Below are 12,788 nucleotides of genomic sequence, written 5' to 3' on the forward strand. Positions count from 1 at the left end.
CTCGTCCGATACGTTGCGGATGTGCTTCAGGATGATGAGCCCGGTCATGAGACGGATCGGCTTGTTTGGCGCACCCATCTTTTCGTCGAACAATTTGGAAAACTCGGTCTCGAACTTGTTCCAGTCAATCTTGTTCGCGAGAACGTAGAGGGGGTGCCTGTGGTTCAACTGCTCCTCAAGGGAACAGAAAAGGCTTGTCTGGGCGTGGGATTTTGGCGGTCTGTACATAAAAAATGCAAGGTTTTCAATCATATTTTAGAAATCCTTGCAATATTTTCACAGGGTAGAAATCAATTTTCCCCAATAGTTATGCGGGTTGGACGAGATTTTAAGGGAGGACTATATAAGGTTTCGGTACAACCAATATAACATTTTCCGACTGCATTTCATCCATCTGCGCCCCGGATATTCCCTGCTGAAGCGTACACAGATACTTCGGCTTGTCCCGCAATCGATCTGCTTCGTTTAGCACCTGCCTCCATCTGTCTTTACAGGTTGTTTTCGCTGCCAGAGAAATAATGAAATCAACAGAAAATCCATAATCATGGTATGTTTCCTGTGAAGGAAAGAGGAAGACCTGACAAAATACTTTTCGACTAAGCTTCGCTCAAATCCTTTTCCATTGCATCATAATAATCTATAAACAATGTCTTTTTTTCTTCGCAACAGAAGGCTTCAACTTCATAGTTTATTTCTTTGTATCCAACAAATGTACGATTTACAAATTTAACCACTCCACTATGTACACAATCACAGATATCACAATACCAATAAATAGTATCCCCTACTTTAAATTGTTCTTCCATTTTATCACTTCTTTCACTTATTAAAAATATTGGCACGATGCCATTCCAAAAAATCAGGATTGGCAGAATATTTCTTAGTTTCAGATAATGCTTTATTGCTAACTGGCAAAAAATACCTATCAAAATATTCTTTACCTACATTTTTTGCCAACCGCTCTGAAAAAAGAACTTTTCCATTTTTATCAAACCCAATAAGTCCTTGATCAAAAGCCTTATCATATAGAACAGAAAGACAAATACCGTTTTCTGGGTTTAAACGTTCCTTGCTATTTTTTGCCCACGGAATAATATGGCTAGCTACGAGTAATTCGGGAATATCAATTCCTGTCAAAGCGCATTTATAATCATAATTAGCAAGAATAATCTGGCGGAATACAGTTTGATTAATGCGTGTTTTTACTTGACATATTTTAGCTTCGCCAGTTAATCCTTGGGGAATGTCATATAATTCTTTTTTATATCTAATTTCAATAGATGTACCCTCTAATTGCGCTAAAATTTTTTCACTTTCAAACAGAAGCCTGTCACGATCATTGATAAATTCATTCCAATATTTTTCACATTTTTTACCGCCATGAGACATTCCAGAAATGCCCCTTTGTTTAAGTTGAGTGTCACAAGAGGCATAATTGACAAGACGATAGGCTACAGCATCGGGAGTACGACCTAATATATGAGCCGTCTTAATTACATCAGGATTCTTTCGATGCATTTTCCCAAACGGCATTTTAAGATACAAGTTCAGCACCAGTATCATTTCATCCCGCGTCCAGACTTTGTTTTCCATAATTAATCTCCAACATTTTCAAATTAAATTACCCGATTAGTATTAAATTTCCATCTCCTGCCGCTCTGTGCTTTGCTGCATAATTTTGAAGATATGTCCAGAGTTTATCAGACAGCGTATATTTCTCATCAACATTTTTATCTAGGATATCACGCATTACAGGTTTTGGAAATTTAGGAGCCAACTCGAAATCAAATTGCACATTCTTTCCATACTTTTTACGGTCAAACCCCACAATAAGGATACGCTCCCTGTGCTGCGGCACATAATTCTGTCCATCCAGTACAGAATAGAACACACTGTAGTCCAGTTCTTCCAGGGATTCCAATATCACTTTAAATGTTCTGCCTTTATCATGGCTGCACAGATTTTTTACATTTTCCAGCATAAAAGCTTTAGGTCTTTTTTCTTTTAATATTCTGCAAACATCAAAGAAAAGCGTTCCCTGTGTTTTATCCTCAAATCCTGTCGCTCTGCCAAGACTGTTCTTTTTGGAAACTCCAGCAATGGAAAACGGCTGACAGGGAAATCCGGCTACCAGAATATCGTGATCTGGTATAGACGAAGCTGACACCTGTGTAATATCTCCCTCCGGCTGTTCTCCAAAATTAGCCAAATATGTCTGCTGACTGTATTTATTCCACTCATTAGAATAAACGCAATGCCCACCAGCCCTTTCAAAAGCAATCCTCATTCCGCCTATCCCAGCAAACAAATCAATAAATGCAAACTGGCGGTCTTTCATTTTCTGTTGTTTTCTTCTCATATTATTCCAATAGCGGACTCCACAATCAACACCTTTTAGCAAAAGTTAGAAAATCCTTTGCTCGTTAATGCAGCTGGTCATCGACGAATCGACACCCTTATCCCGTTGTCTTCCGCAGTTATAAGCAGCGGGAAGTTTAAATTGCTTTTAAAAAACATAATTCAGAGCGGATTTTTAAGCATTTGCACAAATATCCGGCGTAAATATAATTCAGCGAGACCTATCGCCACCAGCAAAGATTTGAAAGCTCTATCAAATTCAATCAGATCAAGTAAGAACTAACACAAACGTCGTAAAATTTTGCTAATAGTCAATTTTCACGCATCCTCGCCGGTAGCGCAAATTTTTAAGCGACGCGCCTGTCCGCATCCATCACATGGCGGCGCCAGCGTCCACTTTTCCAACGCCGCCAATAAAATAACGGAGCGATGCCGTAAGTGGCGATAACCACAATCCACGCGAAATGCGAAGGCAAATTCAATACGTAAGCAGCCAAATACAGCGCGATTGCCGCCGTCCAGTTCATGATGCCGCTCATACACATCGCCCAGATGGTATCTCCCGCGCCTCGCAAAGCACCCGCATAGACGAGCATCAAAACTTCCACAATAATGTAAATCGTCGCAAAACGAACCATAAAAATCGCATGTGGTCGCGCCTCTGCAAATACCGCGAGTGCCTCTGCGGATGCGGAATTTTCTGGACTAAAAACGTCAGCCAGTACGCCCGGCAAAAAGAGGAATAAAATTCCGATAAAAAGGGAATACATCCAGCCGATTTTCAGGCCGGAAAAAGTCGAACGGTTCGCCGCCGCTCCCGCTTTTGCCCCAGCATAACGACCGACCAAACTCGTCGTCGCAATTTCCAGCCCCATCAAGGGGACGTACGCCACCATATCCCAGTTGAACATGATCGAAGCCGACGTCGCCGAAACCGGTCCAAGGCCATGGAGCATCAGAATCAAAAGCTGAAATGCCGACATATTGAGAAACATTTCCACTCCAGCCGGAAGCCCGCGAGAAAGCAATTCCCGCATCAATCCGCCATTCAAAGCAAAGGAAGAGGTCGTCAAAAAACGGCGACGGTAACGCTTGCCAAAATAAGCCCCCAAAAGAATGGCCGTCGAGACAAAATTTCCAAAGAGCGTTCCATAAGCCGCCCCCGCGACGCCAAAGCGAGGGATTGGGCCAAAACCATAAATCAAAAAATAATTGCAGACAATATTGGTAATCATGCCGACGAACGCCGCTTTCATGACGATTTTCGTTTCGCCGATGCCGGTAAAAAAGCAGGGAGCGGCATTCCGAACCAGATTGATAATCCCGCCGTACATCAAAATGTCAAAATACGTCGTCTGGGCAGAAAACTGCGCGGCATCCAAATTCTGCATCCGGAAAACCCAATGTCCCAAGGGAATCGTCAAAAAAAGAAAGGGCAAGCAAAAAACGGAAAGATACACCGCCTGAATAAAAATTTTGGAACAGTCCGCATTTTTGCGCGCGCCCAGACGTTGCGCCACCATCGCCGTCGTATAACTGAGCGTTCCCGTAAAAAAAGTCAGCAGCACCACGCTCATGCCGCCGCCCCCCAGCGACGCGTTCATTTCCGTCGGTCCAAGCTTCGAAAGAAAAAGGCGATCGACAAAAGTCATCAGCGTGTCGAACGACATGGAAAGAATCATCGGAAGCGCGACAATCAGCACATCTTTTATATCGCCGTTCTTTTTCATTTTGGGAATTTTCAGCATTTTGGCAAACGGAAATTTAGAAGCGACATCAGCTATCATTTCAAGACCTCAATCAAGTGCGGTCGCCTAATTTAAAAAAGGATTTCCATTCGGGCAACTCCAAAAGCGTTTCGCCCCTTGCAACGCAAACCTTTAGCAACGGTCAAATCCCCATTTCCGTCGCAATTTTCTAAATTTTTGCAAAACGTTTATGAGGTCATTATGCTTTTCAACTTGAACATGATTCAAGCCCGCTATGCGAAAATCCCCGCCCGCGTCGATGCGGCCAAAAAACTTCTCGGTCGCCCGCTCACCCTCGCCGAAAAAATTCTCTACTCCCATTTGATTGACGGAACAGAAAACAAAATCTACGAACGGGGTACTTCCTTTGCGGAATTTCACCCGGATCGCGTCGCTATGCAGGATGCCACCGCGCAAATGGCGCTTCTCCAGTTTACGACCGCCGGAAAATCCAAAGTGGCTCTCCCCTCTTCCGTACATTGCGACCACCTGATTACCGCGAGGAACGGCAAAGACGAAGATCTTCCCAAAGCCCTGGACGAAAACAAGGAAGTCTATGGATTTCTTTCGTCGGTCGCCGCCAAATACGGCATTGACTTTTGGAAGCCCGGGGCCGGAATCATCCATCAGGTTGTTCTGGAAAACTACGCATTCCCCGGCGGCATGATGATTGGAACGGACTCGCACACGGTCAATGCGGGCGGCCTTGGGATGCTCGCCATCGGAGTCGGCGGCGCAGATGCCGTAGATGCCATGGTCGGACTTCCGTGGGAACTCAAGTACCCGAAGCTCATCGGCATTCACTTGAAAGGAAAGCTCCACGGATTTGCAAGCCCGAAGGATGTCATTCTGAAAGTCGCGCGGCTGCTTACCGTAAAAGGCGGGACCAACGCTATCATCGAATACTTCGGCGAAGGCGCAAGGGCCCTTTCCGCCACGGGAAAAGCGAGCATTGCCAACATGGGTGCCGAAGTCGGAGCAACTTGCAGCACCTTCGGTTATGACGCATCGATGGAACGCTATCTGCGCGCCACCGGACGCGAAGCCGTCGCCAACGAAGCGAACAAAATCCAGGAATATCTGCGTGCCGACCCGGAAGTGGAAGAGAATCCGGAAAAATTCTTCGACAAGGTCATCGAAATCGATTTATCGACCCTCAAACCCTATTACAACGGACCTTTCAGCCCGGACCGCGGATTCCCCGTTTCCGAAATGCAAGGCTCGCTCCAGGAATTTGGTTCGACGGACAAAGTCAGCGCAGCCCTCATCGGCAGCTGCACCAATTCCAGCTACGAAGATTTGTCCCAAGTCGCCTCCATGATCCAGCAGGCACTCGACAAAGGGCTTTCACCCAAAGCCCCGCTCATCATCAACCCGGGTTCCGAACAGGTCCGCTACACCGCCGAGCGCGACGGCTTCATCGACCTTTTCAAAAGATTCGGAGCGACCATCATGACGAACGCCTGCGGCCCCTGCATCGGCATGTGGGATAGAATCGGCGCCGACAAGAAGGAAAAAAATTCCATCGTCCACAGCTTCAACCGGAATTTTGCCAAGCGCGCAGACGGCAACCCCAATACGCACGCTTTTGTCGCAAGCCCGCTCATGGCCGTCGTCGCCGCCCTTTCCGGCTCGCTCCTTTTTGACCCCGAAAAAGATTTTCTCATCAACGATAAAGGGGAACAGGTAAAACTCGAACCGCCGACAAAGGAAGAACTCCCGTCCAAGGGATTTGAAGTGAAGGACGCGGGATTCGTCCCCCCCGCTCCCGACGGCAGCGGCATCCAGATTTCCGTGAATCCGGACTCCAAGCGTCTGCAACTCCTCAAGCCTTTCGCAGCTTGGGACGGCAAGGACATTTCGGGAGCCCCGCTCCTCATCAAGGCCAAGGGCAAATGCACGACCGACCATATTTCAATGGCGGGACCGTGGCTCAAATTCCGCGGGCACTTGGAAAACATCTCGAACAATATGCTCATCGGAGCGGTGAACGCCTTTAACGGGCAGACCAACCAGGTCAAAGGAAACGACGGGCGGTTCTACGAAGTGCCGGCCCTCGCCCGCAGATATCGGGACGAAAATTGCGGTTCCATTGTCATTGGCGACGAAAACTACGGCGAAGGTTCCAGCCGTGAACACGCTGCCATGGAACCGCGATTCCTCGGCGTCAAGGCGGTCATTGTGAAAAGCTTCGCCCGCATTCACGAAACCAATCTGAAAAAGCAGGGAATGCTGGCACTCACCTTTGCCGACCCCGCTGATTACGAAAAAGTCCGCGAAGGCGATTACTTCGACATCGAAGGCTTGACCGCATTTGCGCCGGGATGCCAGTTCACACTGGTAATCCACCATGCGGACGGTTCCTCGGAATCCGCCAAGCTGAACCAGACTTACAACGCCCAGCAATGGGAATGGTTCAAAGCGGGAAGCGCCCTGAATAAAATCCGGATGGGCGGGTAGATCCTTTCGCGTTCTTACCGAAAAGGCGGCGAATTTCGCCGCCTTTGTTTGTATTCGGATATTTGTTAGAAAGTTTTCGCGTCCCTAGTTGGAATTCTTGATGCAGCGGATGGAAAAGCCTGTTCCTTCCCTACTAAAAGACTCCGGAAAAATTCTTTCAAAATATATGTAGTAGTCCCCCCCCCCGATCGTCCTGACATCATGCCAAGATGCAGACCAAAAATAGGCAAAGTGGCCAGCACCGGTACTATAATAATCTCTCACGCTAGTATCATACCCTCTCTTGCCGGCAGGGAGAGCAGAAAATCCGAAGTCATCAATTCCAATGTCTTCGAAGTCCCTCCAAATGCTACTCCAACCCCACCAACCTCCAGTGGATCTCAATTTTATACCGGCAACGCTATCTCCACCTGCATAAGCGACCAAAATATTCCATTCTGCGTTGCTAGGCAAGTGCCAGCCTTCGGGACAAATCCCTTGAATAGGATGCAAAGCAAGGTTTTCATCAGAAAGTCGGTCGCAATCTGTTTCAACGCCACAAATCTGTGGATTATCCTTGTCATTTGCCAAAGCGACCGAATCAATAGCAGCCGCAAAAGAATAAAACCGTCCAGTTACCGCACATTTTTTAGGATCGTCGTCATAACACCAGCTATTATTCATCAGGCTGGGCGTATTGACGGAATCCGCATAGTTCAGGTTCTCCGCCATCCAGGTTTGAGTGCCGATGGTGACGGTTTTATAAGTCTGAGCATCACGTTCATCCGTCATAGAGCCATATTCAATATTCGGATTCAAGCGGGCTTCTTTGGGAACATCCCAACTCCATATTTCAAGGTTTCGCCATCCGTTTGCAGTGCAATAAAATTGACTTCCATAATTTTTGGACAACGAGTTGGCGTTAGATTTCACCACACCTTCGATGCTATTGTCGCAGACACCAAGTCCATAATTCATATACCAAAAATTCCGTACATACTTTTCAAAATCGGGAACGGTCCCCAAATTCCATTCACTGATATTGGAGCGAATGTTTTCCAAGCCATTATAATAATCCCGTCGCATCGTCCAATCCGCAATTTTCGTCTTGGTTGTATCATCGTTCCATTCTCCATCCATTTCCATATCGGTAGCAAACTTTGTCAAAAGTTCCATCAATTCCGCTTCGTTCCTCTCTCCCTGCATCAACACGCTCAATGCCAAGAGGGCGGCATTGCCTTCGCCTTCGCTGAAAATGTTCAGGTCTTCGGAGTTTTCAAAATCCCCCAAAATACCGAAAGCGTTAAAAATTTCCGTCTCGGCTTGTTTCTTCGCGGCGGGCACACCGAGTCCCGTACCGACCAGATAAAAGGCGCGCTCGTATTCCAAGTGGGTTAGCAAGTTGATGTTCACATTTTCACGGTCGCTTAAATCCGTCAGGGCGTTCAAGGTGATGTACCAAGAGATTTTTCGCCAGTCACCTCGTTACGAAAATAGCCATTGGCTTCGAGCAGGGCGTATTGGCTGGCCAGCGTCACGTTCGGCACGGTAAACTCGCCTTTATCGCTGGAAATTTTTCCCGTAAAGCTCTTGCCCGTCTGAGCATATTCCCCATCCAGTTCATAAAGCCTGACTACGGAACCCGTCACAAAAGGTCCCTTCTGGCTCACGCCTGCAATAGACTTGTTTTGAATCTTTTCCACATTCCCCGCCTTTGTAGAGGAGCTGTCACCGCATCCCACAAATGTATTTAAGCCAAAAGCCAGCGCGCAACCTAGCGCAATTCTTGAAATTTTCAAATCCATCGAATCTTCTCCTGTTTGTTTTTATTCGAATATGTAAAAAAAAACATACATTTGTCAAGATAGTTGAAATCATACCTCTCCCTCCGAGCATTCGGAACGTACAAATAGCAGCTCGTTGTCACTAGTCAAGGGTTAGATTTGAGAAGCGTAGCACTTCTTTGACGTCAATACTCCCACTCACCCCGAAGCCCTCGCTACTTCCCCACAAACCTTTTCAGATCTTCAAATCGGGATCTCGCTTCATCAAAACCTTCTTCGTACAAAGCCCTTAATTTATCCCCATTCCTTTCCAGACGTGCGACTTCCACCGTTCTTTCCGGGCGAATCACGAAGACTTCCCCGCTGGCTTCTGCCGATTCCAACTTTTCCAATGTGCGGTTGTATTCGATGTAGCGATTCGCGCAAGCTTCGACAAAACGCGGATAACGCCGATATTTCCAACGGATCAAGGGCATTAATTTATTTGGATTTTTACGGTAGCCTTTCGCCCGGGTCAAAACAACGATGCACATTCCATATCCCATGCGATGGAACGCCTCGTAGGGAATCGAATCCGCGATGCCGCCATCCAAATGCGGGACGCCGTCGATCGAAACCAGCCGGGATACCAGCGGCAAAGATCCCGAAGCCCGCAATTTGTCCATATCCTCCCGCAAATCCCGCAATTCCAGATGTTCCGCTTCGCCCGTCAGCACGTTCGTCACCGTCGCAAAACATTTTATCGGCGACTCCGCAAAAGCGTCGTAGTCAAACGGATCCAGCGCATTCGGAATCACCTCGTAGCAGAATTTCTTGTTGAAAAGATCCCCCGAAAATAGAAGGGACCGAAAGCTCATGTAACGCTTGTCGTTCGCATAATTCGCAATCACCCGAAAGCCCCGTTTGGGCTGGCTCGAAACATAATTCACCGCCTGGACGGCCCCCGCGCTCACGCCTATCACACCATCCGCAAAAAAGTTTTCGCTCTGCAAAAAATCGAGAACTCCTGCGGTATAGACGCCGCGCATTCCGCCACCTTCCAAGACGATGCCGATTTTTTCGTCGGGTTTTTCCATATTCAAAATCCTTTTTTAATCCTGTCCCTGTGAAATTACTAAATTTGGGGCCATGATGAGTGAAAATCCAGAATCTTTTGTTTCTGAAAAAGTCAAAGAGATTGCGCGCGCTCCCAAGTATCGAGGAGCCATTTTTCAAGTCGAAGCGGACGAGCACGGCCTCGCCCTGATCGACGGCAAGGAAGAAAGCCTCAAAATCTACATCACGGTGGATCCCGATAAAGACCAGATTGTCGAAACCCGCTTTTTCACTTACGGCGGCCCCATTTTTACCGCCCTCGCCGACACCCTTTGCGAACACCTGCAAGGCAAAGCGGTTGAATTTTTGCAAAAGACGAATGTTCTCCTGCTGGAAAAAGAATTGCGGGACACTCCCGATGCGCCGGCATTCCCCGAAACCGCTCCCGAGCTTTCAAGCCTTGCCAAGCTGATTCAAAAGCTCGTCGATTCCTACCCGGAAAAGAAAGCGGTCGCGCTCGCCGCACGGGAAACCATGGAAAAGGTCAGATACCGGACGCAGACCGTGGAAGGAAGGCAAGAAGCCGACAAGGAATGGGCGGCTCTTTCTGCGGAAGAACGCCTGCAAAAAATCGCCGACTGCCTGCACGTGAACGTGCGATCCACTCTGCAAATGGACGGCGGCGATTTGGAGATTCTCGGAATGCCGGACGAAAACCACGTCAAAATCCGCTTTCAGGGAGCCTGCGCGGGCTGTTCCGCATCGAGTGGCGGCACCCTCTATTATATCGAAGACCAGCTCCGGGACAACGTTTACTACAATCTGAATGTCGTTCCCGAAGACCCGTTCAGCGAAGCGCTCGCCTCGGCGACGGAGACGTAAAATGCCCGATTCCTACAGAGAGCCTTACAAATACGGCTTTGTCACCCCCATCGAAAACGAATCCTTTGAAAAGGGACTGAACGAAGACATTATTCGGCGTGCCTCGAAAATCCGCAAAGAGCCGGAGTTCATGCTGAAATTCCGCCTGGACGCCTACGAAAAACTCCTGAAAATGGAAGAACCCCGCTGGGGAGAATTGCAATTCGCTCCCGTCGATTTGCAGGACATCGTTTACTATTCCGCGCCTAAGACCAAAAAGGCACACGACTCCCTGGAAGACGTGGACCCGGAACTTCTGGAAACTTTTGACAAACTGGGGATTCCCCTTGACGAGCAGAAACGGCTCGCCAACGTGGCGGTCGATGCGGTTTTCGACAGCGTGAGCATCTACACGAGCCACAAGAAAAAATTGATGGAAATGGGAATCCTCTTTTGCTCCATCTCGGATGCGATTCAGGAATATCCCGAACTGATCGAACGCTATATGGGAAGCGTTGTTCCTGCGGGCGACAATTATTTTGCGGCACTCAACAGCGCGGTTTTTGGAGACGGGAGCTTCGTCTATATCCCGCCCGGAGTCCAATGCCCCATGGACCTTTCGACCTACTTCCGCATCAACAACAAGGAAGCGGGACAATTTGAAAGGACGCTCATCATCGCCGACGAAGACACGAGCGTCAGCTATTTGGAAGGCTGCACGGCCCCCGAATTTTCAAGCAACCAGCTGCATTCCGCCGTCGTGGAACTCGTCGCCCTCGACAGGGCGAGCATCAAATACAGCACCGTGCAAAACTGGTACGCAGGCGACCGGGAAACGGGCAAAGGCGGCGTTTACAACTTTGTGACGAAACGCGGGAAATGCGTCGGCAAAAATTCCCATATCAGCTGGACGCAAGTCGAAACGGGCAGCGCCATTACCTGGAAATACCCGAGTTGCATTCTGCAAGGGGACGATTCCCGCTGCGAATTTTACTCCGTCGCCCTCACGAACGGAAAAATGCAGGCCGATACGGGAACCAAAATGATCCACCTCGGCAAAAACACGAAAAGCACCATTATCAGCAAAGGGATTAGCGCAGACGAAAGTTCCAACGCTTACCGCGGCCTCGTGGACATCCACAAAAGTGCCGTCGGCGCGAGAAACTACACCGAATGCGACAATATGCTCGTCGGTTCCAAAAGCGCGGCCCATACCTTTCCGTATATCAGCGTCGCCAACCGCCATTCCTCTACCGAACACGAAGCCTCCACGAGTCGGATCAGCGAAGACCAGCTATTCTATTTCGAAAGCAGGGGCATCCGTCGGGAAGACGCCATCCAGGCTCTCGTCAGCGGTTTCTGCAAGGATGTTTTCAAGGAACTCCCCGGGGAATTCGCTACCGAAGCCAAGCAGCTTCTGACGCTAAAATTGGAACATAGCGTCGGCTGATATAAAAGAGCTTTTCAAAAAATCGTTAGCATAAGAGTGGCTAGTGATAATTAGTGAAAAGTTGGGAGAGGAGAGTTACTGGAGAAGCAGCATTTTGCCGCTTGGAAGAAAACGCAAAACGGCCGGTTCCATGAATTTCAGGGGGAAAATATTCTTCTGAAGGAACTGAAATGGAGAATCTTTTTGTCTAGAAGGCTTTGGTTCGCAAAAAAGTTGAAAAGCATAACGAAGCACGCAGCAAAGACAAATCCGTTGATGTTCAGATATATCAAGAAACGAATTCTCGGGCTCTAAAAAAAGAATTATTTTAATACGGTGAATGTTATTTTTCTAGATATTGAAGTTTCAACATCCAGCGGTAAAATCGCCGATCTCGGTGCGGTCGATTCTCTTGGCCGGACAATTCATACGGCTAGTCAGGGCGAATTCCTGGATTTTGTAAAGGATGCAGAATATGTCGGAGGTCACAATGTCTTGAATCACGACCTTCAATACCTCAAACATCTCGAATTGGAAAAAAAGAAGGTTGTCGATACACTATACCTTTCTCCGCTAATGTTCCCCATGCGACCCAGTCACAGGTTGCTAAAAGACGAAAAAATTCTTAGCGATTCATTGAATAATCCCTTGCTGGACGCCCAAAAGTCTAGAGACCTGTTTTATGACGAAGTGAATGCATTCCATTCTTTGGACAATGACTTAAAAGACATCTATTTTAACCTTTTGAAGGGCGCAAGGGAATTTAAGGATTTTTTTGAATATGTCGGCTTGAAAGAAGAAAGCAAAAGCTTCTTTAACAATCTTTTTTCGGCAAAATCCTGTAGCGCTTAACCGCAACTTGGAAAAAATTGAGGAAGCTAATAAGGTGTATATTTCCAACCAAGGAGCCACCTTATGGCAGAAGAAAATAAACTTGAAAAACAGAAACGTCGCCGCCTGAGTGCGGAGGAGAAAGTCAAAATCCTGAGCGAAATTCTCCTCAAGGGCAGAGGCTTATCTGAACTTGCGGACGAGTACAAGATACATCCGAACAAAATTCTCGAATGGAGGAAGGTACTTTTCGAATCCGCTACGGGGATTTTCGAGCAGAAACGCCCCGACATAACCGAAAAG

Annotated in this window: 11 protein-coding genes and 3 pseudogenes; 5 read left to right on the forward strand and 9 right to left on the reverse strand. The window is 47.7% G+C overall.

The window, feature by feature from the left end:
- The 6 genes and pseudogenes from B5D40_RS13590 to B5D40_RS13615 all read right to left on the reverse strand — a co-directional run.
- Positions 1–228 (reverse strand): annotated as a pseudogene (locus B5D40_RS13590) (IS5/IS1182 family transposase); the annotation flags it as partial.
- Between the two features lie 115 nt (positions 229–343).
- Positions 344–574: pseudogene (locus B5D40_RS16575) on the reverse strand (type II restriction endonuclease); the annotation flags it as partial.
- A 22-nt stretch (positions 575–596) separates the two neighbouring features.
- Entirely contained in the window at positions 597–806 is a 210-nt protein-coding gene (locus B5D40_RS13600; protein ID WP_078777348.1) for a hypothetical protein, read from the reverse strand.
- A 13-nt stretch (positions 807–819) separates the two neighbouring features.
- Positions 820–1,593: an HNH endonuclease gene (locus B5D40_RS13605; RefSeq protein ID WP_078777349.1), complete on the reverse strand. Its 774-nt coding sequence runs from the start codon at positions 1,591–1,593 to the stop codon at positions 820–822.
- Positions 1,594–1,642: 49 nt separating this feature from the next.
- Positions 1,643–2,326: pseudogene (gene dcm, locus B5D40_RS13610) on the reverse strand (DNA (cytosine-5-)-methyltransferase); the annotation flags it as partial.
- A 379-nt stretch (positions 2,327–2,705) separates the two neighbouring features.
- Entirely contained in the window at positions 2,706–4,145 is a 1,440-nt protein-coding gene (locus B5D40_RS13615; RefSeq protein ID WP_078777350.1) for an MATE family efflux transporter, read from the reverse strand.
- A 162-nt stretch (positions 4,146–4,307) separates the two neighbouring features.
- On the opposite strand from B5D40_RS13615, the gene B5D40_RS13620 reads away from it, so the two are divergent.
- Positions 4,308–6,566 (forward strand): aconitate hydratase, encoded by a 2,259-nt coding sequence (locus tag B5D40_RS13620; protein ID WP_078777351.1) that lies wholly within the window; start codon positions 4,308–4,310, stop codon positions 6,564–6,566.
- Positions 6,567–6,650: 84 nt separating this feature from the next.
- Here B5D40_RS13620 and B5D40_RS13625 read toward each other — a convergent pair whose 3' ends face one another.
- From B5D40_RS13625 to B5D40_RS13635, 3 genes are all read right to left on the reverse strand, one after another.
- Positions 6,651–7,994, reverse strand: coding sequence for a fibrobacter succinogenes major paralogous domain-containing protein (locus tag B5D40_RS13625; RefSeq protein ID WP_078777352.1), 1,344 nt, complete (start codon positions 7,992–7,994; stop codon positions 6,651–6,653).
- A complete protein-coding gene (locus tag B5D40_RS13630; RefSeq protein ID WP_078777353.1) occupies positions 7,991–8,350 on the reverse strand; it encodes a hypothetical protein in 360 nt (119 codons plus the stop codon). Before B5D40_RS13630 ends, B5D40_RS13625 begins: the two co-directional genes overlap by 4 nt.
- 194 nt (positions 8,351–8,544) lie before the next feature.
- Entirely contained in the window at positions 8,545–9,405 is an 861-nt protein-coding gene (locus tag B5D40_RS13635; RefSeq protein ID WP_078777354.1) for a patatin-like phospholipase family protein, read from the reverse strand.
- A 52-nt stretch (positions 9,406–9,457) separates the two neighbouring features.
- Between B5D40_RS13635 and B5D40_RS13640 the strand changes: the two genes are divergently transcribed.
- The 4 genes from B5D40_RS13640 to B5D40_RS13655 all read left to right on the forward strand — a co-directional run.
- A complete protein-coding gene (locus tag B5D40_RS13640; RefSeq protein ID WP_073304661.1) occupies positions 9,458–10,246 on the forward strand; it encodes a NifU family protein in 789 nt (262 codons plus the stop codon).
- A gap of 1 nt (position 10,247) precedes the next feature.
- On the forward strand, positions 10,248–11,675 hold the full coding sequence (gene sufB / locus B5D40_RS13645) for a Fe-S cluster assembly protein SufB (RefSeq protein WP_078777355.1): 1,428 nt from the start codon (positions 10,248–10,250) through the stop codon (positions 11,673–11,675).
- A gap of 315 nt (positions 11,676–11,990) precedes the next feature.
- Positions 11,991–12,506, forward strand: coding sequence for a PolC-type DNA polymerase III domain-containing protein (locus B5D40_RS13650; RefSeq protein ID WP_078777356.1), 516 nt, complete (start codon positions 11,991–11,993; stop codon positions 12,504–12,506).
- Positions 12,507–12,569: 63 nt separating this feature from the next.
- Positions 12,570–12,788 (forward strand): transposase (locus B5D40_RS13655; protein WP_144319706.1); only part of this gene is annotated, 219 nt, incomplete at its 3' end.

This window comes from Fibrobacter intestinalis (assembly GCF_900167415.1).
Taxonomy (GTDB): domain Bacteria; phylum Fibrobacterota; class Fibrobacteria; order Fibrobacterales; family Fibrobacteraceae; genus Hallerella; species Hallerella intestinalis.

Bases quoted from the DNA above. Each gene is read 5' to 3' on its own strand.
- sufB (WP_078777355.1), top strand. From the start codon at position 10,248: ATGCCCGATTCCTACAGAGAGCCTTACAAATACGGCTTTGTCACCCCC.
- B5D40_RS13605 (WP_078777349.1), bottom strand. From the start codon at position 1,593: ATGGAAAACAAAGTCTGGACGCGGGATGAAATGATACTGGTGCTGAAC.
- B5D40_RS13600 (WP_078777348.1), bottom strand. From the start codon at position 806: ATGGAAGAACAATTTAAAGTAGGGGATACTATTTATTGGTATTGTGAT.
- B5D40_RS13630 (WP_078777353.1), bottom strand. From the start codon at position 8,350: ATGGATTTGAAAATTTCAAGAATTGCGCTAGGTTGCGCGCTGGCTTTT.
- B5D40_RS13615 (WP_078777350.1), bottom strand. From the start codon at position 4,145: ATGATAGCTGATGTCGCTTCTAAATTTCCGTTTGCCAAAATGCTGAAA.
- B5D40_RS13635 (WP_078777354.1), bottom strand. From the start codon at position 9,405: ATGGAAAAACCCGACGAAAAAATCGGCATCGTCTTGGAAGGTGGCGGA.
- B5D40_RS13640 (WP_073304661.1), top strand. From the start codon at position 9,458: ATGATGAGTGAAAATCCAGAATCTTTTGTTTCTGAAAAAGTCAAAGAG.
- B5D40_RS13620 (WP_078777351.1), top strand. From the start codon at position 4,308: ATGCTTTTCAACTTGAACATGATTCAAGCCCGCTATGCGAAAATCCCC.